This is a genomic window from Arcicella sp. LKC2W, from assembly GCF_034931005.1.
In the GTDB taxonomy this organism is placed as follows: Bacteria; Bacteroidota; Bacteroidia; order Cytophagales; family Spirosomataceae; genus Arcicella.
Window position 1 is genome coordinate 150,205 of sequence record NZ_JAYGIN010000014.1, and the last position, 22,828, is coordinate 173,032.

At 34.8% G+C, this 22,828-nt stretch carries 19 protein-coding genes; 5 read left to right on the top strand and 14 right to left on the bottom strand.

All coding sequences use genetic code 11. The features are described from left to right. Positions 1 to 95: 95 nt before the first annotated feature. The 8 genes from VB796_RS12680 to VB796_RS12715 all read right to left on the bottom strand — a co-directional run bounded on the left by VB796_RS12680 (position 96) and on the right by VB796_RS12715 (position 8,821). The gene (locus VB796_RS12680) at positions 96 to 932 is read right to left on the bottom strand and encodes a DUF2911 domain-containing protein (protein WP_323346918.1); all 837 of its coding nucleotides are present in this window, start codon (positions 930 to 932) and stop codon (positions 96 to 98) included. A 140-nt stretch (positions 933 to 1,072) separates the two neighbouring features. Then, a complete protein-coding gene (locus tag VB796_RS12685; RefSeq protein ID WP_323346919.1) occupies positions 1,073 to 2,230 on the bottom strand; it encodes a C1 family peptidase in 1,158 nt (385 codons plus the stop codon). 27 nt (positions 2,231 to 2,257) lie between these two features. Then, positions 2,258 to 2,560, bottom strand: coding sequence for a hypothetical protein (locus VB796_RS12690; protein WP_323346920.1), 303 nt, complete (start codon positions 2,558 to 2,560; stop codon positions 2,258 to 2,260). A gap of 160 nt (positions 2,561 to 2,720) precedes the next feature. Beyond that, a complete protein-coding gene (gene atpG, locus VB796_RS12695; protein ID WP_323346921.1) occupies positions 2,721 to 3,605 on the bottom strand; it encodes an ATP synthase F1 subunit gamma in 885 nt (294 codons plus the stop codon). 173 nt (positions 3,606 to 3,778) lie between these two features. Further along, positions 3,779 to 5,356 (bottom strand): F0F1 ATP synthase subunit alpha, encoded by a 1,578-nt coding sequence (gene atpA / locus VB796_RS12700; RefSeq protein WP_323346922.1) that lies wholly within the window; start codon positions 5,354 to 5,356, stop codon positions 3,779 to 3,781. Between the two features lie 527 nt (positions 5,357 to 5,883). Then, a complete protein-coding gene (locus VB796_RS12705) occupies positions 5,884 to 6,531 on the bottom strand; it encodes a response regulator transcription factor (RefSeq protein WP_323346923.1) in 648 nt (215 codons plus the stop codon). Between the two features lie 42 nt (positions 6,532 to 6,573). After that, positions 6,574 to 7,359: a sensor histidine kinase gene (locus tag VB796_RS12710; protein ID WP_323346924.1), complete on the bottom strand. Its 786-nt coding sequence runs from the start codon at positions 7,357 to 7,359 to the stop codon at positions 6,574 to 6,576. Between the two features lie 1,072 nt (positions 7,360 to 8,431). Beyond that, on the bottom strand, positions 8,432 to 8,821 hold the full coding sequence (locus tag VB796_RS12715; RefSeq protein ID WP_323346925.1) for a hypothetical protein: 390 nt from the start codon (positions 8,819 to 8,821) through the stop codon (positions 8,432 to 8,434). A gap of 234 nt (positions 8,822 to 9,055) precedes the next feature. Between VB796_RS12715 and VB796_RS12720 the strand changes: the two genes are divergently transcribed. The 3 genes from VB796_RS12720 to VB796_RS12730 all read left to right on the top strand — a co-directional run bounded on the left by VB796_RS12720 (position 9,056) and on the right by VB796_RS12730 (position 11,759). Continuing rightward, a complete protein-coding gene (locus tag VB796_RS12720; protein ID WP_323346926.1) occupies positions 9,056 to 9,373 on the top strand; it encodes a LytTR family DNA-binding domain-containing protein in 318 nt (105 codons plus the stop codon). 116 nt (positions 9,374 to 9,489) lie between these two features. After that, positions 9,490 to 11,241: an ABC transporter ATP-binding protein gene (locus VB796_RS12725; RefSeq protein ID WP_323346927.1), complete on the top strand. Its 1,752-nt coding sequence runs from the start codon at positions 9,490 to 9,492 to the stop codon at positions 11,239 to 11,241. Positions 11,242 to 11,312: 71 nt separating this feature from the next. Continuing rightward, positions 11,313 to 11,759 carry an NUDIX hydrolase gene (locus tag VB796_RS12730; protein WP_323346928.1) on the top strand — a complete coding sequence of 149 codons (447 nt, stop codon included), beginning with the start codon at positions 11,313 to 11,315 and terminating at the stop codon, positions 11,757 to 11,759. Positions 11,760 to 11,885: 126 nt separating this feature from the next. Here VB796_RS12730 and VB796_RS12735 read toward each other — a convergent pair whose 3' ends face one another. The 6 genes from VB796_RS12735 to VB796_RS12760 form a co-directional block, all read right to left on the bottom strand. After that, positions 11,886 to 12,422, bottom strand: coding sequence for a GrpB family protein (locus VB796_RS12735; RefSeq protein ID WP_323346929.1), 537 nt, complete (start codon positions 12,420 to 12,422; stop codon positions 11,886 to 11,888). 215 nt (positions 12,423 to 12,637) lie between these two features. Continuing rightward, positions 12,638 to 13,558, bottom strand: a complete 921-nt coding sequence (locus VB796_RS12740; protein ID WP_323346930.1) for a hypothetical protein — start codon at positions 13,556 to 13,558, stop codon at positions 12,638 to 12,640. Between the two features lie 400 nt (positions 13,559 to 13,958). Continuing rightward, on the bottom strand, positions 13,959 to 14,990 hold the full coding sequence (locus VB796_RS12745) for a hypothetical protein (RefSeq protein ID WP_323346931.1): 1,032 nt from the start codon (positions 14,988 to 14,990) through the stop codon (positions 13,959 to 13,961). A 549-nt stretch (positions 14,991 to 15,539) separates the two neighbouring features. Then, positions 15,540 to 15,902, bottom strand: coding sequence for a transcriptional regulator (locus tag VB796_RS12750; protein ID WP_323346932.1), 363 nt, complete (start codon positions 15,900 to 15,902; stop codon positions 15,540 to 15,542). 5 nt (positions 15,903 to 15,907) lie between these two features. After that, complete coding sequence (locus tag VB796_RS12755; protein ID WP_323346933.1) at positions 15,908 to 16,210, bottom strand: type II toxin-antitoxin system HigB family toxin; 303 nt, start codon at positions 16,208 to 16,210, stop codon at positions 15,908 to 15,910. Positions 16,211 to 16,367: 157 nt separating this feature from the next. Next, positions 16,368 to 20,234 (bottom strand): pyruvate carboxylase, encoded by a 3,867-nt coding sequence (locus tag VB796_RS12760; protein ID WP_323346934.1) that lies wholly within the window; start codon positions 20,232 to 20,234, stop codon positions 16,368 to 16,370. A gap of 512 nt (positions 20,235 to 20,746) precedes the next feature. Between VB796_RS12760 and pdxA the strand changes: the two genes are divergently transcribed. Further along, positions 20,747 to 21,766, top strand: coding sequence for a 4-hydroxythreonine-4-phosphate dehydrogenase PdxA (gene pdxA, locus VB796_RS12765; RefSeq protein WP_323346935.1), 1,020 nt, complete (start codon positions 20,747 to 20,749; stop codon positions 21,764 to 21,766). A gap of 51 nt (positions 21,767 to 21,817) precedes the next feature. Beyond that, complete coding sequence (locus VB796_RS12770; RefSeq protein WP_323346936.1) at positions 21,818 to 22,699, top strand: TIM barrel protein; 882 nt, start codon at positions 21,818 to 21,820, stop codon at positions 22,697 to 22,699. Positions 22,700 to 22,828: the final 129 nt, after the last annotated feature.

The following is a 22,828-nucleotide window of genomic DNA, read 5'->3' on the forward strand; positions in this document are numbered from 1 at the left end:
TGATTTTAGGGTTTTTTATCTCTGAACTAAGACTGATTTGATTAAATCTTAAAATTCTTTAATCAAATCAATCTTGGTTCAGACATAAATATTAATTATTTCAACGAAGCAATTAATTTCTCATTTAAAGCTACATAATCATCGTTTTTAGCTTCTTTAGCTGATTCGATAGATTTATTTGCTGTTGCAATTGCTGATGCTTTATCACCTAATTTTGCTTGAATTTTAGCTTTTAAGTGAATAATCCAGAATGCTTTAGGATTTAATTCGATAGCCTTGTCAGCCCAAGTTAAAGCTTTTGAAAGGTCTTTTCCTGTTTCAAAATAATAACTTGCCGCTTGAAAATACGGACGATTATCAACTGTCATTGCTGATTCAATTGATTTGGCAATCTTAGCATCAATATCTGCCACAACTGGAATAGCAATAGCTGTTTTTTCCCACATCACTTGAATATCAGCACTTGCAGGCATAACATTGGTAATTTGCATGGTAAAAGTCTCTACCGACGTTGGTAAAGTCATAGGTTTTACTTTAAATTTAGCAACATCTTCGTCTGCTTTGTAGCCATCAATTCCCCAATTGTTGAGACCTTTATTAAGGATAACTTCCCACTCATCTTTGTTTGGAATAGAATAAAGCACATAAGTTCCTGCTTTAACAGCAACTCCACCAACTTTAACATCTTCGCCGAAAGTAATTCTGGTTGCCGCATTGGCACCTGTTCTCCATAATTTCCCGAAAGGTGCTAAATCTCCAAAAACAGTACGTCCTTTAATATTTGGACGAGAATAAACGATTTCGATTGAAGATAAGGCAAAATCTTGCTTGATAGTTTGGGTTGGACTTGGTGCTGGGGTTTTGATTCCTTGAGCATTTACACCGAAGCTTACTAATACAGTCGCAATGATTGCGTAAAATAATTTTTTCATATAATATGTTTTGTTTGAATATCGGCAAAATGAGCGTTTAAATTTTGCCTGATTTAGTTTGAAAACGTCGTAAAAATACTAATAGTTTCCTTCAACAAAAAATACCTTCAGCTTTCAGTCGAAGGTATCTTATTGTATCTTTAGCGTTTTCGTTTTTTAGGAGATTCTTCCTCTTCTTCCTCCTCTTCTTCTTCCTCATATCCTGAAACTTGATAATCATATTCTTCATCATCAACAGCATATTCGATACAGAGTTCTTCAAGAGCTTCAAGGAATCCATCTTCGTCTTCAGTATCAAGATAAAAATCATTCATAGAAATTTCACAATTCCCGTCTTCATCTTCTTCTGATACTTCATAGTCGAAATAATAGCCTTCTTCTGATTCTGTGTATTCTTCTAATAATGCTTCTAAATCCTCAATAAAACCGTCAGGGTCTTCAGTGAGTAAATAAAAATCTTCAATCACGGTTGATTCCTCATCGGTAAATGAAGAACTTTCGTCTTCATCCCAAACCTCTTCTCCATAATTAGACTCGTCGATTGCCTTAATAATCCAAGAATCATGTCCATTATATTCATCGTGAATTACATAGGCGTAGGGAATATAGCAATATCCTTTATCGCCCCACTCTTCTCCCCAAGAATTTCTAACAATAAAAACCTTGTCAGGGTCAGAATAACCAACCGCCAACATTGCGTGCCAACCATGAGTATCACGAGTTTTCTCCGATTTTTTGGGCATTGGCACACGTCCTTTATTGTTACAGGCATCATCAAAAGAGTCAAAAGTATTCAGAGCAAAAGCAATTGGATAACCTTCCGCTAAAGCACTTTTCCAAACCATTAAATCTGTTTCTAAATGTTTTGAATCTATGATTTTAAAACTTTCTGCTTCTGAATATGCTTCTGAATTGGGTTCTTCCAATATTAAATCATCTTCATTTGGCCAGTTGCTTTCTGAACACGCACCATATTCTTTCAAACCGTTAATGGCAGTTTCCATATATGAGCCAGCATCTTCTTGGTGCATATCGTCTAAATATCGAGCATTATAATATACAAATAGTCGGCTAACGTCGGTATCATCTTCTAATTCTCTTTTTGTTAGATACTCATACGCACCAGCAAGAGCATTGGCTACGCAACTATTACCGACTTGCTCTTCAACGGCAGTCATGAATTTTCGTAAATCTACTTTTGGAGGAAGTTTGTCTATTTTGTTATTTGCCTTGTATTTATTGATACTTGCAGGAGCTTTGGCAGGCAAACGATACCCGCCAATTTTGGGTGAATTCATGGTTTGTAATTGTGTGCTTGTGTGTAATTATTCAGTAAAACTGCCTATAATAAAGAAAATCAATCCAATGAGAAGGATGTCAATGGTGGGTAAGGCATTGATGGTTATTGCCAAGACATAGTTTTTCTTAAAAAATGCTATCCAAGAAATTATTTGAGCAATAACAATTAGAATTGGCAATACAATCATGCAGCTAAATAGAATCCATGTTTTGGAAGATTTTTCAGAGCCTGGTGAATCAAACATCATCGGTGACATGATTGCACTCATTACCGAAGGAATCAATATTAGTAAAAAGATAATATTGATAATAATTATAGCAGTTTTCATTTTGTGTTTAGTGATAAAAATTTGCTGAAATAACATAATTTTTTGAAATTATCAAATCATTTTTTAGGATGCGGTAGATGAAAATTAGGGAATGAGCCTAAAACAAACAAAAAAGGCTTTCCAATTTCTTGGAAAGCCTTTTGAAGAATATTCTTTAATACTATGCTGCTGCCAATGCTTCTGCACCACCAACGATTTCGAGGATTTCGTTGGTAATAGCTGCCTGACGTGAACGGTTGTATTGTAATTTCAATTCTTTAATTAATTCGCCAGCGTTATCAGTTGCTTTATCCATTGCTGTCATTCTTGCTCCGTGTTCTGAAGCATTAGATTCTAAAACAGCTTTGTAAACTTGCAATTTCAATGCTTTTGGTAATAATTCGTTGATAATTTCTTCTTCTGATGGTTCAAAAATATAATCAACACTTGATACTTTTACTTTCTCTTCTTGTTTCTCAATGATTGGCAACAATTGCTCTGCTCTTAAAATTTGAGTCGCAACGTTTTTAAATTCATTGTACACAACTTCTACGGTATCATATTTGCCATTTTCAAAACCAGTCATGGCTTCTTCTGCGGCTTCACGAACTGAAGTAAAGCTTAAACGAGTAAAAATATCAGCATATTTTGTATTAACATTATAACCACGACGAGAAAGATATTCTCCTCCTTTCTTACCGATAGCCATAATTTCTACATTACCAGCGGCTTGTTGAGAAGCATATTTTTCGTTAATAAGATTAACTACCGCTTTCCCTACATTGGCATTGAATGCTCCACACAAACCACGGTCAGAAGTAACAGTAATGATTAATACATTATTTACTGGACGTACTTTTGTATATGGATTATCTTTAGCACCTTCAGCATTTGCCGAAACTGTGGCAATCATTTCAGTTAACTTCTGCGAGTAAGGACGCATTTGAGTAATGGCATCTGTTGCACGACGAAGCTTTGCTGCCGAAACCATTTTCATGGCTTTGGTTATTTGCTGAGTTGAATTTACCGATACTATTCGGTTACGGACTTCTTTTAATGAGGCCATGTTTGTTTTAGTTATGAGCGATGAGTTATGAGTTTTGAGATAATTGCCATTACTGGTATTTGCTCAATTTCATATTTTCATACTCTTGACTTCATAATTCGATTGTAAATTATAAGGTACAAATTATCGGTGATAACACCTTATAATTTATACCTTATAACTCATACCTAAAATTAAGCATATTTAGGAGCTACTTCTTTTGATACTTTCGTTAAAACGTCAGTTAAAGAATCATCAAATTTACCTGCTTTCAAGGCTTCCATTGTTGATTTTTGCGTAGCGTTCATTACGTTTACGAAGTCTTTTTCAAACTCACGAACTTTACTTACTGCTACATTATCTAAAAGACCTTTTGTTGAAAGGAAAATCATCGCAACTTGGTCTTCAACACGTTGAGGCTGACCGTTTTGTTGTTTCAACATTTCAAGGTTACGCTTACCACGCTCGATAGTCAATTTAGTAGAAGCATCAAGGTCTGAACCAAACTTAGCAAACGCTTCCAATTCACGGAATTGTGCTTGGTCAAGTTTCAAAGTACCTGCTACTTTTTTCATTGATTTAATCTGAGCGTTACCACCCACACGTGATACCGAGATACCTACGTTGATTGCTGGACGAATACCTGCGTTGAAAAGGTTTGATTCTAAGAATATCTGACCGTCAGTAATTGAGATTACGTTAGTCGGGATATAAGCAGAAACGTCACCCGCTTGTGTTTCGATGATTGGAAGGGCTGTCAATGAACCACCACCTTTTACCAAATGCTTGATAGATTCTGGAAGGTCATTCATGTTTCTTGCAATCTCGTCAGAAGTGTTAATCTTTGCAGCACGTTCTAATAAACGACTGTGAAGATAGAAAACGTCTCCTGGATATGCTTCACGTCCTGGAGGACGACGAAGAAGAAGAGAAACTTCACGGTAAGAAACCGCTTGTTTCGATAAATCGTCATAAATAATCAATGCTGAACGACCTGTATCACGGAAGAATTCACCGATAGCCGCACCCGTAAACGGAGCAAAGAATTGCATTGGAGCAGGGTCTGAAGAAGATGCCGCAACGATTACAGTGTAATCCATCGCACCAGCTTTACGAAGCGTTTGCTCGATTTGCTTGATTGTAGATGCTTTCTGTCCACAGGCTACATAAATACAGTAAACTGGCTTGCCTGCGTCATAAAACTCTTTTTGGTTGATGATAGTGTCAATACAAACGGTAGTTTTACCAGTTTGACGGTCACCAATAACCAATTCACGTTGTCCACGACCTACTGGAATCATTGCGTCAATCGCTTTGATACCTGTTTGTAATGGTTCTGTTACAGGTTGACGGAAGATTACCCCTGGAGCTTTACGTTCCATTGGCATATCGTACAAGTCTCCTGCGATAGGTCCGTTACCATCGATTGGTTCACCAAGCGTGTTAACTACACGACCGCAGATACCGTCACCAACTTTGATTGATGCAATTTCGTCAGTACGTTTTACGGTATCGCCTTCTTTAACGCCTTTTGCATCTCCTAACAATACTGCCCCTACGTTATCTTCTTCGAGGTTCAATGCTAAGGCTCTAAGGCCATTATCAAAAACGAGTAATTCACCCGCTTGTACTTTAGTGAGTCCGTAGATACGGGCTACACCATCACCGATTTGCAATACGGTACCTACTTCTTGGAGTTCAGCCTCTGATTTCGCTCCTGAGAGTTGTTCTCTCAAAATGGCTGACACTTCATCTGGTCTGACTGATGCCATTATTATTATTGTTTTGTGATTTTTTTCAGTGAATAGAGAATTTTAACAGGATTGAAGTATTGAAAAGTGAAAAATATTGATTTCTCATATTTTGATACCTCATTTGCTAAAACACTCTATATTTTCGGGTGCAAAATTATGGAAGAAATTTAACAATTCCATGATTTAAAGAAATTTTCGTGCTGAAATGTTATACTTTTTTGGGATTGAGAAAATGAGGGGGTAAGAAGCTTTCGCTTTTTGTGGTATAAAACGGACTTGTTTGTGATGTTTTATACGCATATTGATAATTTAAAGAGCGTGGTTGTCGTTGAAATAATCAGTTTTGATTTTGGAATGCTATTACTTTGATTGATAAAAATGTTTACGGAATTATCAACTATTTGTCGCAGGACAAAATTAGACTATTGATGAAACAGATAAATACCCCCAAGTGAGTTATGATTTTTCTTTCAATTTATCCATATTAATCCGTTGAATAAGTACAGTTTGTGGTCTATCTTTATTCTCCGACAAACTCCGAATGTTTATAATACAACGATGCCTAATCTGATGGCTTCAACGGCAAGACCAACTCTGGATTTTACACTTATTTTTTGAAAAACCTGTTCTCTATATCCATCAATTGTTCGTGGGCTACAACACATTTTATTTGCGATTTCTGTATAGGTTAATTCTGTACAAGCCATTTTGATGAATTCAAGTTCACGGTCATTTAAGCCTAATTCTAATAGGGGATTTTTAACTTGTTCTGGGTTTAAGCTTTTGAGTAGTTTGTCTGTAATGTATTCGGTATAATAAAATCCCTTTTGAATAATGGAATCTAAAGCTAAGGTTAATTCTGAAGGACGACATCCTTTTAATAGGTATCCCTTTGCTCCATTTCTCAACATTTCCACAATTGCTTCTTCTTTATCATACATAGAAAGTGCTAAGACTTTGACATCGGGGTAGTTGTTTTTGAGCCATAAAGCTGTTTCATAACCATCCATTTCAGGCATATTAATATCCAAAAGTACAATGTCAGGAATTAAATGAAGCTTGAATTGTTGTATTAATTCTACTCCATTTTCTACTTCGTACATGACTTCATAGTTATCCATTCGTTGGATTAGTCCTGCTAAAGCTTTGGCAACCAATGCGTGGTCATCTGCGATTACTATTTTATATTTCATTAGAACGGAAAGTGGTGAATACAATCATTTGAATTTTCTAACTCACAACTTTAGAAGGATTTGTGTTCCTTCTCCTAAAACAGAATTAATTTTACATTGTCCACCAATTAAGTCCATCCGTCTTTGGATATTCCGTAAACCTGCACCTGATGAATTGATGTTGTTGGTTTCAATGGCTGAAATGTCAAATCCTTTACCATTGTCTGTTGCGGATAATTCAAAATTATTGGAAAAATAATGAAGTGTAATGTTGATTTTCTTGGCTTTGGAATGTTTGATGGCATTATTCAAAACTTCTTGCACAATTCTAAAAAGAACAATTTCTCGTTCGTAACCTAATTTTCGTTTTTCACCTAATACCGAAATTTCGGTTTGAAATCGTTTCGTTTTGCGAATACGTTGTAACTCATGTGAGATACTTTCTTCCAAACCAAAATCATGTACAAAATCACCATCGAGGCTTTTAGTTAAAGCTCGTAAGTCATTGATTGACTGAGTGATAATTTCATTTGTTTGTTTGATAGATTCGTGTTCAATATTGTCTGATTCTTCCAAAACATTCAAATTTATCTTTGCTACCGAAAGCAACTGCCCTATATTATCGTGCAATTCCTGACCAATGTGCTGAAGCGTTTGATTTTGTACCTCTATCTGAGATTTTAGAATTTCTTGGTCGTAAGCTGTTTTTAGGGCTTGCTTTTCTTGGAGGTTTTGCGTTTGCTTTTTATAAAAAAAAGATAGAAACAATACCACAAAAAGAGCCAAACTAATAAAAATTAAGGTGCCTAAAACAACCGTAATAACTATTGGTAAACTTGTTTGTTGCATAAAATTGCTTTTGTAAACATAGAATATAAAAAGATGTTTAATATCGGGTTAATAGAATATAATAAATCTCCCATTTGAGGATCAATATTTCTAATTGGAGTTATTAAAGCTACTGTAAAGAATGTTCCTGTCCAGAAAAACAAGTTGCCAATACCTATCCAAAATATTGATTCGTTTTTTAGGTTTATTACTTCTTTTGTGCTGTATAATTCTTTAAAATAGAGCAAAGTAATAATGATAATGAAAAAGCCTCTTAGATTAAATATAAAGTAATGTTTGGTAAAGCCTAAAATGAAAAAATACCATAAACAAATAAGGAAATAAAAAATTTGAGAGAAAATTATTCCATACTTTATGGTTTGATTATTAATATACTGATAGAAAAAAAATGAGATAAAAAAGTATTCGATAGGGGCAAAGATGATATATACGTATTGGCAGTTCTCTCCAAAATAATCAATATATTCTGAACACAAGTCAACCAATAATGTAAGCATCAGATAGACTGGTAAAAATTTAAGAGTTTCCTTTAACTTTTTGATGTTGAGAATTCCTATAATATTTGCAGTTATCAGTGATATGAAATAAAAACAGATAAAAATATTATTAATCATTTAGGATGAATAAATGTTGCTTCTGAAGCAGTTTTAAGTTTAATTCATTCCAATTAAACTCAAAACTGTTTCGAAGTAAGTATTCGTTAAAATTAGTTTAATACTGCAATTGATTAATTCAAAATAAGTTATAGCAATAATACATAGTAAGCAAGAAGAACAAATAAATTGATATTATAAATATTGTCGTCATGTCGTAGGGACGTATCGCATACCAATGCTGTCAACTTAATAAATTTATTTGTCTAACGCTGTCAGGGTTTTGAACCCTGACAGCGTTGAAACTGGAATTGTCTCAATTTTGGAACAATTCAAAAGCCCTTAAATTGACAGCATTGGTATTAGATACGCCCTTACACAATATCAATTTATTAATTCTAAACAATTAATAGAACCAGTTTTAAGCAAATAACTACTCAGGTTCTTTTGCCATGACGATTGGAGTGAATTAGAAATAGTTACTTCCCATTTCTTGGACAACAACAAATTATATTTTCATCGATTTCACCTGTTTGAAGAGCTTCAACTTTCATTAGTTGTTTTTCGTTCGAATCTAACGTGTTAGTGGTGTTAATACTACCAAGAGTTATGCCAATCACTGACATTGTTAATCTATCATTTTCATCTAATCCTGGGTAAATTCGTATTCCAATACAATCAGGTTGTTTTAATAACTCTGAAATAATTGTTGTTCCAAAATCATAAAAAAAGGTATGTCCGTCAGGGAAACCCAATTGTGTTTGAAAGGTATTTGAAAACTTTGTAATAGTCTGAGAAAGACGAGTTTCATTCGAAGAAATGATTCCTCCAATAGGATGTTGTTTTTGAGGGTCACAGAAATCTAACATAACGATTAGGGGTTTAAAATGGAAGTATTTTTTATCTCCTAAACCTAAAAATTATTTCTCAATTTCACAATCAAATCTTATTATATGGTCGTAATTCTCATAAAATAAGGCACTTGTCAAAAAATACCGTAAAAATACGGTAACAGATTCCGTATTTCTCCCCTTGATTTTTAGTTATGCTTATTCGCAATTTTACTGTATAAATTATAGTTGAAACTCAACCCATACAAATCTATGCAAACTGCTACTACTAATCTTTTCGGAAATCCTTATGTATTGGGCAAACGGACAATACTTTTTGCGAATGAAGTGCTTTATTTTGAAGGAGATATAAATTATACTTATATCCATCTTGTTTCAGGGAAACAAAAATTGCTCTCTAAAACTTTACTTTTTATCGAAAACCAAGTTGATTCTGAAAAATTTATTAGAATTAGTCGGAAACATTTGGTCAATAAAAAATTTGTTTTGAAAAGCGGACGAAGTTTTGTTGTATTGATAAATGGTGACATACTACCCGTTTCTCGTCGCCGAAGAGGAATTTTAAGGTAGCTATTTTCTCAATTTTATTCATAAGGACTTTTTGATTTCTATGTTATTCCAGCATTCCAAACCATTTCTAATTTTCTTATGTTAATTTTGAGAAGACAAACCAATTATTGCTCAAATTGAAAAAAGAAGAAAAAAGCGGTCAAATATTTGACGTTCAAATACTCAGTAGAATTTATAGTTTTCTTAAACCTTATCGTTTAAGATTTTGGTCGTTAGTGACACTTATTATGGTTTCAGCGTGCGTTGTGCCACTGAATCCTCTGTTGATTCGTTATACGATAGATAATTATATCTCTTCGGGCAATTACCCTAAACTCGCTCTGATGCTTTTGGCAATGATTGGGGTTTTGCTTTTGCAGGGCTTACTTCAATTTGTAAGTGCCTTTATGGCAGGTTGGCTTGGGCAAACGGTTATCCGTGATATTCGGGTGAAATTATACGCCAAAATTCTCCGTCTTCGTTTAAAATTCTTTGATGACACACCTATTGGGCGTTTGGTTACTCGTACCGTTTCGGATATTGAAACGCTTAATGACGTATTCTCTGAGGGTTTGGCGGCTATTGCAGGAGATATTTTACAGTTGGTTTTGATTACGGGTGTAATGCTTTATACCGATTGGCGTTTGACGCTCATTTGCCTTTGTACCGTACCTTTTATGGTAACATCGACCTACATTTTCAAAGAATATATCAAAAAGTCTTTCAATGAAGTTAGGCTTGCCGTTGCCAATCTCAACTCTTTTGTGCAGGAACACATTACGGGTATGAATATCGTTCAGATTTTCAATGCGGAGAAGTTAGAATATGATAAGTTTTTGAAAATCAATGAAGTACACCGTGATGCTAATATTAAATCTATTTGGGCGTATTCGGTTTATTATCCTGTGGCGGACGTTATTTTGGCGGCTGGTACGGGTTTGATTGTGTGGTTTGGGTCAAAGCAAATTTTGGCTCATGACATGACTTTGGGTACGCTCACGGCATTTATTATGTTTATGAATTTGTTTTTCCGACCCATCCGTTTTCTTGCTGACCGTTTTAATACGCTCCAAATGGGAATTGTTTCTACGGAAAGAATTTTAACGCTCTTAGATTCAGAAGATTATGCCGTAAATGATGGAAAAGTGAAGGCTGATAATTTGAAAGGGGATGTTCGTTTTGAAAATGTTTGGTTTGCGTATAATGACGAAGAATATGTACTGAAAGATATTTCTTTTCACGTAAAAGAAGGTGAAACGATTGCTTTGGTAGGAGCAACGGGGGCAGGTAAATCTTCTACGGTGAATCTTTTAAGCCGTTTTTATGACATCAATAAAGGCAAGATTTTTATTGACAATATTGATTTGCAAGAATACGAATTGGATAGCCTTCGCAAGCAAATTGGGGTCGTTTTACAGGACGTTTTCTTGTTTTCGGATACCATTGAGTATAACATTACTTTAGGAGATAAGCGAATTACGAGAGAAAAAGTAATTGAAGCCGCAAAATTGGTTGGGGCTCATGAATTTATCGAAAGATTGCCCGATGGCTACGATTATAATGTAATGGAGCGTGGTGCAACGCTATCGGTTGGACAACGTCAATTGATTTCTTTTGTGCGAGCATTGGTGCATAATCCTAAGGTAATTGTGTTGGATGAAGCAACGTCGTCGGTGGATACAGAAACCGAAGAAATGATACAAAATGCCATTGCTAAATTGATGAAAGGACGTACTGCTATTGTAATTGCCCATAGACTTTCAACGATTCAAAATGCGAGTAAAATTTTGGTTTTGGACAAAGGAGAAATTAAAGAATCAGGTACGCACGAAGAACTTTTAAGTAAAGACGGCTGGTATGCTGATTTACATAATATGCAATTTGTGTAGTGGTGAATTAATTAGTGGTGATTTGTGAATTAAATCACTAAATCACCATTCACTAACTCACTCAATAATAAATGAATCAAGAAATTATTAACCAATACGGAAATCACCTTCGAGTGCGAGTATGCGGAATATGCGTAGAAGACGGTAAAATTCTCTTGATAAATCATTCGGGTATGAATGCAAGCGGAGAGTTTTGGTCGCCCCCAGGAGGTGGTTTACAGTTCGGCGAAACTATTGTGGATTGTCTTAAACGAGAGTTTTTAGAAGAAACGAATACAATAATTTCTGTTGGTAATTTCCTCAAAATCAATGAATTTATAAAACCTCCGCTTCATGCCATTGAGTTATTTTATGAAGTAAAAATCGAATCTGGCGAAATTCAAATTGGCTTCGACCCCGAAATGGAAAAACAAATTATTAAGGATGTAAAATGGCTGAGTTTTGAGGAGGTTTTACAAAAAGAGGAGGGAAGGTTTGCGAGGGTTTTGTCGGAAATATTGCCCACTTTAGATATTTGATTTCGGAACCATAAAGAGTTTGTCGCAAGATAAAATCAGACACGGATAATACAGATTTTCACTGGGACGTACAGTCTGATAAAATCAAGAATAATCTGTTAAATCTGTGTTCTATTTTTGTCTGCTTTAATAACCTTTGCCAATTTTTGCTCTTTCTATGATGCCATCAATAAAATCTTTCGCTTTCAATTCTTTCAGTGCTGCATATTTCTTTTTGTCTTGATTGATAGCTTCTGCAATTTCATATTTTAGCTTTTGATATTGGATTCTTGCCGTTTCATCCGACCGTAGATAATCTCTGAATAAAATATGCCTTTGTAGTTCTTCGCTATCATTTGGACAAACGTATAAATGGTGAGTTATTTTGTCTAAAACTTCATTTTTTACTATCTTACTTCGTTTAAAAACTTCTCTGTTTTCAATGCCTTGATTGCCATTATGAAAATACCCGATTGACTCTAAACGTGTTTTAATTGCTTCAAAATCGGTATTCCTGTCGTAAATAACGTCAATATCAATAATGTGTTTTGCGGCCAGATGAGGTACAGAAGTGCTTCCGATGTGTTCAATGGCAATAATATGATTGGATAGTGTTTCATGCAAAACTTTATGGATTGCCTCAAAATCATTTTTCCAATTTGGATTATATTCTTGAATGAGCATTTTGCTGAGAATTTGAGAGTATTTGTTAAATATTCAGTTGCTTGCTTCTGGCGAGTAACGACTATTCTACGGCTTCAAGCCGAAGTCCCAGCTCACACCGATTTGAAATCGGTTTGGTAATGGTCTTGCGTTTTTAACGCAACATAAATACGTCAAAGACGCTTAACCAAACGACCCTGATTGCAAATCAGGGTCAGCGAGGCACACTCATACTTTTATAATTCTGGTAAATAAATTACGTTTAATTCTTTTAGACATTCTTCTTTTGATTTGTAGTTAGAATCTTTTACGAACTTTATTTTCTCATTTTCAATAAATTCTGCACGGGAATGAGGAAATATTTTTGTATTTCCCTTATTTTTATAAATGAAATTTTCTCCTGCTGCACTTAACTTTATGCTCTTTAGTGCAGTTTCTTCTGTTATCGCAACATTGAATCCCTTACCTGCTGCTCTTACACTTGGATACATTATACCATCAAATCTTTTGTTTGTTACAATTTCTGAATAAATCGCTGAAATCATATAGTCTTTATGATCCTGAATATTTGCTTCAGAAAACTTTTCTGCTAGAAAATCAAAAAACGAAATAGACTTGTTTTTTAGATTTATCTCAGCATTTGAAAGAAATGTTTGATATGCTTCATCTAATTCTTTGAGGTATTTACTTGCATCAATAAACTTATCACGAGGGATTATAGCTAAAAGCTTAATTGGCTTTATTAATGTCCATTTCCCATAAGTTATTTTTTTTATTCCTTGTAAAGTTTTATTTCTAAAACTTGGAAGAGCTTCTAACATTCCTACACATCTCGGGTTTACACCTTCTATTATTTTAGTAGGGACTATAACGCCATAAAACATAGTTTTGTTTGGAGTGCTTGCCCTTTGATAGCATTCATTTACTGCCTGTGGTTTAAAATTTAAGTCGCTAAAATTGATAAATGTTTCATATTCCTCATTGTCCATTCTTTTATTTGGTCTGGCTCTAATGAATGCATTGCCTATGTCCAAAGTAACTTCTACAAATGCTACACCACCTACATTTTTTAAAATTTCTTCAATCCTTTCTCTTGCATTATCTTCTTGAACATTTATTGATTTTAAATTCTCAATAATAGATTGTATTTTACTCATGATTTTAAATGTCTAACGTGTAAAATTTATTTTTTTAGTAGGTAGCTTCGCCCCGTGGCATCCTTACCAGACAACTTGTTAAAGCGGAAATTTGGAAGATATTATTCGCAATTAACTAAAAATCAAGTATTTGTATTGATGTTATGACAAATTGTCAAGCGAGGATACCGTGACATGAAATAGAGCGGTTCTACCGACCCCTGATTACAAATCAGGATAAACGATGTATCCATTGGTCTTGTAAATGCCATTAGAAGCCACGTAATTGCATATTTATCTTTGGTTAAGAATAAGGAATCAGCTAAATATAATTTAGTCCAGCATACACTAATTATTAATCGGTGTGGTAATGGTCTTGCGTTTTTAACGCATCATAAATGAGTCAAAGACGCTAACCTCGCTAACCCTGATTGAAAATCAGTGTTAGCGAGGTATCAAGACATTTTATGCAACACTCAAAATTATAATCCTCAAGTTTGATATTTAACAGTGCATTTTGTCTATGATTAAATTTCCACTTTAATAAATTCATAAACTCATTTCTTGCTTTATATTTTATAATTAAGTGTGCTTTCCAAAATGTAATTATATTTTCCCATCCCATATTTTCTAAATAAGTCAAATTAACATCTTTTAAATAATTATTTGATATACTATCTATGAGACTACTCTTTATTTCAGTAATAGGTTTTGAATGTAAAAAATCATATTTACTTAGATTCCACAATTGATTACTATGTTTGCATAGATTATTCCTTTCTCTTATAATATCATTAACATTATTTTGAAAATCTTTCATGTCAAATTCTTTATCAATTTTAACTGAATCTGATTTTTTTTCAGTATACCATTTAAATTGTGTGCAAGATTGGCTAATAATAATTTGCTCAATGTTATATTTTAGAGGGAAGAACTTGTTGAAGGTTTCAGTTAGAAGTTTGTCATTGATTTCATTATTTAAATATCTTTCTATGGTATAATTGTTAGATTTAAACCAATTCCTAATTTCGGTTACTAATTCAGTTTTTCTAAATTCATCTTCTATTCTTGTAATAGGTGCTGGCATAATAAAGTTCCTAAATCCTCGGTTTAGTCCCTCACAATTTGGATTCAAATGGTATTTTAATTTACCTTTAAGTTCAATAATGTAGCCTAAATCATCTTTTCTTTCTTCTACCTGACGATAATAAATATTATTTTCTTCACCCGATAGTAAGGAAAAATTTTTATATAAAAATTTTATATCATTTTTATTGAACATTTTGTAAAATCTCCAATTGTCATAATATTGTTTGAATATTGCCATTGCATCTTCAAAATTAAAAGATTTTATATCAGTATTGTTTATCAATTGTTTGTAACTACTTTCGGTTAGATAGACAAATTTTTCGTTTCCTTTATCCAACTGGTCATTAGGTTTATTTTCGCTCATCGTGTTTTTGATTTTTCTAAGAAATTATTTATTGAACTAATATTTTGAAGTTACATACAACTCTTGTATTATAGGAATAAATTTATTTTAATTTACTCTATCATAGATGTTTCGAATGATTATGTCGAATAGCGTAAGTACCCACAATTTCCAAACTACCCTCCAAACCACAAAAAACAAGGGTGAGAATTGTAAAATCCTCACCCTTGTTTACTGATGACTGATTACTGAAATTATCTCCCCATAAAATCCCCGCCTGCAATTTCCTTTAACCCTTCCACAGAACGATTAAATTCGTAAGCGTAAGATTCTACTGATTGCCCGTCTAAGTTAACGTTAATTGTATTTCTGATGAAAACACTGTTTACGTTGTCGTTGGCAAAATATTCTTCATAAGTAAGAATAACAAATTAATTAATAATATTAAATATTGTCATCATGACGTAGGGGCGTATCGCATACGCCCAAAAAGTCGAGATGTGGGCGTATGCGATACGCCCCTACACAATATCAATTTATTTATTCCAAATACTTATTCGTCTAAAACTACTAATATGCCAATAAAGTAGATGCTGGGATTCCAAAATTCTGATAAAGCGTTTTTATCATTTTCAAAGTCAAAGGTTTTTTTCTGTTTAACACTTCTGAAACCCTTGATTTTGTGCCAAAATATTTGACCAAGTCTTTTTGTGTAAGATTATTTTCTTCCATTTTATACTTGATAGCCTCAATGGGGTCAAGCTGTGGCATGGGATAATGTTCTGCTTCGTATTTTTCAATCACCATTAAAAGCAATTCTAACATATCTCCTTCCTTGGTATTGGGTTTTGCAGCCCAAACCTCATTCAATTTTTTAAACGATTCCTTGTATTCAGCTTCGTTTTTTATTGGTTTGATTTCAAAATTTTCCATAAGATTTAATGATTTTCTACTGTTTTAGCATCTATTTTGTCATACTCTTTGTGAGTGCCAACAAATTTTATCCAACACGCTTTAAATTCGTAGTTGAAGGAGACAATTAGCCTGAATTTATTTTTAGCGATATTAAAAACGATTCTTTCATTGCCCACATAGTCAGCACCTTTAAAATCTGCAATTACTTCCTGTGGAGTATCATAATTTTCATTATTCATTTTTTCATACCAACTCAATAAACCCGTTTTAGAGTCTATATAAATCTCCCAAAATTCTTTCAAAGTGCTTTTTGCAACTATTCTCATAATGATACAAATATACTATTAGTTCCAGTATTTGGAACTTTGTTTAGGCTAAATTTATTGCTTGTTTCCAAACTACCCTCCAAACCACAAAAAACAAGGGTGAGAATTGTAAAATCCTCACCCTTGTTTACTGATAACTGTTTATTGTTTACTGAAATTATTTATTCATAAAATCCCCCCCAACAATCTCTTTCAACCCCTCAACAGAACGATTAAATTCATAAGCGTAAGATTCAACGATTTGTCCTTCAAAATGTACGTCAATCGTATTTCTGATGAAAACACTGTTGACATTATCTTCGGCAAAGAATTCTTCGTATTCGTCTAAAATAGCTAATAATTTGATTGGGCTGGTTAATTTGTATAATTCTCCAACGGTCTTATCTGCTTGATTATCAGTTGATACGAATGCAGGATAGCCTTCTTCTTCAATCATGAATAATTTACCTTGAGCGTTTGCCATACCAACAAATTCAGCGTTTTTCTCAATGAATTTGTGCAATTCGTTTCCTGCTTCTTTGCGGAGTGTTCCATAAACGAAAAGGTATTCTTCGGTGTTTGGCTCTGGTAATTTCGCTTCTTCAACCGTCAATACTAAATCGTCTTGCTCAACTACCGTTCCTTCTGTGAGTACCACTCTGCCCACAATTCCTTCAAATGGTGATGATACAATTGATTCCATTTTCATGGCTTCAATGATGTATAACGGTGCATTTTTCTTGATTTCGTCGCCCGCTTTTACCAAAACTCTGCTCAAACGTCCTTGTAATGGAGCTCCAATATCACCTTTTGCAGATGCTTTATCGTGTTTCTGACGTACCACTTTGATGGTTTTGTCTAACACTTTAATTCTACGAGCTTGTCCGTTCAATTCAAAAGTAATATTTCTTAAACCTGCTTCGTCTGGTTCAGATTGGTTTAAGTATTTGACAATGATCGTTTTACCTTCGTCAATCGTAATTAAAATTTCTTCGTCTGGTTTCAAGCCGTACAAGAATGCAGGCGTTGGAATCAAAGATACCTCACCGTAGATCTGTTGATTTTTGTAGTAATCTTCATATACTTTCGGGTACATTTTGTACGAAAGATAATCTAATTCTCCTTGCTCATTTTCTGGGAATTTAGACTGGAAATCAGCGAAGTCTTTTTCAAACTCAATCGGCAAAATTGAATCATTTGGGCGAGTCGTCATTGCTGCTTCACCTTTCAAGATAATTTCTTGCAATTGTTTCGGGAAACCTCCGTAAGGCTGACCCAAACCTCCTTTGAAGAAATCTTTAACCGACTCAGGGAACGAAAGCGTTGCCCCACGAGCATATACGTCTTCGGGTTTTAATGAATTGGCAGTCATGAAAATTGCCATATCACCCACTACTTTCGACGAAGGCGTAACTTTCACGATGTCGCCAAATAATTTGTTGGCTTCGTGGTAGTTATGCTTCATTAATTCAAATTTATCACCCACGCCCAAAGCAATTGCTTGTCCACGTAAGTTGGTATATTGTCCACCGGGAATTTCATTATCATACACCTCAGCCGTACCTGCTTTCAATTCAGATTCAAATGGATAATACATTTGGCGTACATCTTCCCAATAGTTTGAATATTGGTTCAATAACGGTAAATCCATTGCACATTCACGCTCGTGTCCTTGCATCATGGCAACCACTGAGTTGAAGTTTGGTTGAGCCGTCAAGCCTGACATAGCACCCAATGAACAATCCACAATATCAACACCTGCTTCGATGGCTTTCAAATAGGTTGCCGCTTGAATTGAAGAAGTATCGTGCGTGTGTAAATGCACAGGAATTGATAATGCTTGGCGTAATTCTGTTACCAAAAGATTGGCTTGGAATGGACGCAAAAGTCCTGCCATGTCTTTAATACACAAGATGTTAGCTCCTTCGTCTTCCAAAGTACGAGCCATATCTAAGTAATATTGTAACGAATATTTTTCATTCGTGAAAACATCACCTGTATAACAAATTGAGGCTTCTGCAATGGCATTGGTACGTTCACGAACGGCTCTGATGGAAACTTTCATAGCTTCAACCCAATTCAATGAGTCAAAAATTCTGAAAACATCAATACCCGTTTCGGCAGATTTTTCTACAAATTTCTCAATCAAATTATCAGGATACGCCGAATAACCAACTGCATTTGAACCTCTGAAAAGCATTTGCAAAAGCATATTCGGCATTGCTTCACGAAATTCTTGCAGGCGTTTCCAAGGCGATTCGTTCAAGAAACGCATCGCTACGTCGAACGTGGCACCACCCCAAACTTCCATTGAGAATAATTGTGGGAAGTTTTTAGAATAACTTTCGGCAACTGCCATCATATCTTTGGTACGCACACGAGTAGCGAGTAAAGACTGGTGACCATCTCTGAAAGTGGTATCGGTATATAAAATTTGCTTTTGTTCTTTGATATACTGACTGAATTTCTCAGCACCCATTGAGTCCAGAAGTTGTTTGTTACCTTTTGGATGTTCGCCAAAAGTATCAAACGCAGGAACTACTGGTGTTCTGAAAGAACGGTCTAATTTTACTTTTACATCAGGATTTCCATTAACAACCACATCACCTAAATAATAAAGGATTTTAGTAGAACGGTCTCTTGAAGTTTTGAAATTGAATAATTCTGGATGTGAATCAATGAATTGAACTACGCATTTTCCTTGTTGGAAAACGGGGTGAGCAATTACATTACGCAAGAAAGGAATGTTTGTTTTTACCCCACGAATACGGAATTCAGTCAAGGCACGAGCCAAACGTTGAGAAGCTCCTTTAAGTGTACGTCCACGTGCGGAAACTTTCACCAACATTGAGTCGAAATAGGGTGAAATTTTAACCCCTGGATAAGATGACCCTTCATCTAAACGAATACCAAAACCAGCGGCATTACGATAAGCGATGATGGTACCAAAGTCTGGTTTGAAACCATTGGCAGGGTCTTCTGTGGTGATACGACATTGAATGGCATAACCATTTAAAGGAATATCTTCTTGCTTTAAAATATAAATTCCGTTGTCCGAAAGTTTATAATTCATTGCAATTAGAATCTGCGTTCTCACAATATCCACACCTGTAACTTCCTCAGTAATAGTATGTTCTACCTGAATACGTGGATTTACTTCGATAAAGAAAATGTTTTCGTCTTTGTCAACCAAAAACTCAACTGTACCTGCATTGTAATAATCTACTGCTTTACCAATTGCCAAAGCATGAGCGTATAATTTTTGACGAGTTTCTTCTTTCAAGCCAAAAGAAGGAGCAATTTCTACCACCTTTTGGAAACGTCTTTGTACCGAACAGTCACGCTCATAAAGGTGAACTAAATTGCCGTGTTGGTCGCCAAGTAGCTGAACTTCAATATGTTTTGGTTGGTCGATAAATTTTTCAATAAAGATAGTATCGTCACCAAAGGCATTTTTTGCTTCGTTTTTTGCTTCGTTGAATGCTTTTGAAAATTCTTCTTCTTCACGAACAACTCGCATACCACGTCCGCCACCACCTGCGGCGGCTTTTACCATGACAGGGAAACCGATTTTCTTAGCTTCCGAAAGAGCAATTTCTCCATTGATTAATTCCTCTTTTGAGTCTTCAATCATGGGAACATTGGCTTTGCGAGCGGCAACTTTTGCAGCAACTTTATCGCCCAATGCGTCCATTGCTTCGGGAGATGGTCCAATAAATTTGATTCCTTCTTCACGACAACGACGAGCCAACGTTACATTTTCAGAAAGAAAACCATAACCTGGGTGAACCGCATCTATTTTCTTTTCTTTACAAAGTTTGATAATTCCTTCAATGTCCAAATAAGGTTTTAAAGGCTCATCATCTTTTCCGATTTGATAAGCTTCATCAGCTTTATATCGGTGAAGAGAGTAACGGTCTTCAAAGGTATAAACCGCTACCGTGCGAATCCCCAATTCGGAGGCAGCACGCATAATACGAATCGCAATTTCACCACGGTTGGCGATAAGGATACTATTAATTTTTTGAACGTATGATTGAGCCATTTTTATATTTATTACTTATCTAAAATTAAGGACTAAATTGAACTTTAACCGAATAAAACACTTTATACCATACAAAATTCAAAAAATAATTGGGTATTTTGTATAATTCCAATAATAAAATTTGGTTATATTGGAAAGATGCAATTTTCTTTGGGTTCGGTACTATTTTTACTATCCAATACGATTTTTATAGAATGTTGATTTATTTACAAATGTGTTTGTACATATTTTGTTGGAACAAATTTAAGGGATAAAAACATTTTTATCTGTCCTGCAATCAAAGTAATCTGCGAGTTTTAAATACTCAAGGAATGGCTATATTTTAATAATCAAAAAACAAAAAAGGTTTGGGTAATGCTCAAATCTTTTTTGTTTCAATAGAATTTATGAAATTGCAGGAATGTTTAGAGATTGGTTATCTGTAATTAGTTGCTGAATCTTTAGAATTTATCTTTTAAACTTCACCAAGAACAAATAACCAATTGCTAATTACCAATAACAAATTACAAAACGTGGAACATCAAAAACCAATTATAGGCATTACCCTCGGCGATTATAACGGTATCGGACCCGAAGTAATACTAAAAGCCCTTACTAATAAACGTATTTTACAGATTTGTACGCCAGTTATTTATGGCTCACAAAGGGTTGTCGGCTTTTATCGTAAAGCATTAGAACTTAAGGATTGGACATTAAATCCGATTCAATCTATCCAGCAAGTCAACCATAAACTCACGAATATTATTAATTGCTTTGAAGATAAAGCAACCGAAGTTACGCCAGGAAAAGTTACTCAGGAAGCAGGTGCAGCAGCATTGGCGTGTTTAGAAAAAGCAACCGAAGATTTAAAATCTGGAGCGATTCAAGCTGTGGTAACTGCACCGATTAACAAACATAATATTCAATCAGAAACTTTCAAATTTCCAGGGCATACCGAATATTTTACCGAAGCATTTGAGGCTAAGGAATCATTGATGTTTTTGGTTTCAGATGTTTTAAGAGTTGGCGTTGTAACAGGGCATATTCCTCTTGGACGAGTTCGTGGGGCAATCAATCAGGATAAAATCAGTCAGAAACTTTCTTTAATGTTTGCATCTTTGAAGAATGATTTTGGAATTCAAAAACCTAAAATTGCGGTTTTGGGATTGAATCCTCACGCTGGTGAAGATGGATTGTTAGGCGATGAAGAAAAAACGACCATTACGCCAGTCTTGGAACAATTCAAGAAAAAAGGTAATTTAGTTTTTGGACCTTTTCCGTCAGACGGCTTTTTTGGTGCAGCACAATTTAAGCATTATGATGCCGTTTTAGCGATGTATCACGACCAAGGGTTGATTCCATTTAAGTATATATCTTTTGAAATGGGTGTAAATTATACCGCTGGACTTTCGGCAGTCCGTACTTCGCCCGACCACGGAACGGCGTATGATATTGCAGGCAAAAATACAGCTTCGGAATCATCCATGTTACAGGCTATTTTTACGGCTATTGATGTTGTGAAAAATAGAAAAGAAATGAGTTCAGAAGGGTAAATCAAATTAAATATCGCATTATCTCATTACTATAAATAACCAATCAAAACAATGTCAATTGAACAACAATCTCGTAGAGACTTCCTTAAAACTGGTGCTTTAGCGGCGGCTGGTTTTACTTTATTAAGCAGTGATTTATTTGCAGGTGGTAAGAAACCCGCAGCTCGTAATATTGGTGTACAATTATGGTCTGTAAAAGACGATATGGCAAAAGATGCCGCAGGAACGCTTGCTAAAGTTGCTAAAATGGGCTACAAACAAGTAGAAGGTTTTGGTTATTCTGACGGAAAATTCTTTGGTTTATCAGCAACTGAATATGCAAAAGTATTGGCTGATAATGGTTTGAAAATGCCTTCTGCTCACGGAATGGTAACGAGCAAAGACTATACAAACGGACAGTTGTCGGATGCTTTCAAGAAAATGGCTGATGATGCTAAAAAAGTAGGTCAGAAATTTGTAATCGCTCCATATATGCTTGACCCAGACCGTCCAAATGGAAAACAAATGGCTGAAATGTTCAACAAAGCAGGTGAATATTGCAAGTCTTTAGGCATGAAGTTTGGCTACCATAATCACGATTTTGAATTTGTAAAATATGACGGCGTAAGTTTATACAAAACGCTTTTGGATAATACAGAGAAAGATTTGGTAACTTTTGAAATGGACTTATATTGGGTGAAATATGCGAAAGAAAATCCAGCAGCATGGTTCAAAAATTATCAAGGACGTTTTACGCATTTCCACGTAAAAGACCACGACCCAATCAAAAATGTAAGTGTTGAAGTTGGAGAAGGAGATATTAACTTTCAAGAGATTTTTAACTCAAAATTATCAGGTGCAAAATACTTTATCGTAGAATTAGAAGCTTACAAACGTACTCCATTAGAAGGAATCGAAATCAGTTTAAAGAACTTGAAAAAGTTGAAATTCTAATTTCTTTAATATTTTTGCGAGTAAAATGAACCTGTCAGTAATTTGACAGGTTTTTTATTTGGTAGGACAGGTTTTCAACCTGTTTTTATAGAATTTGTTGCATGACAGGTTGGAAACCTGTCCTACTGA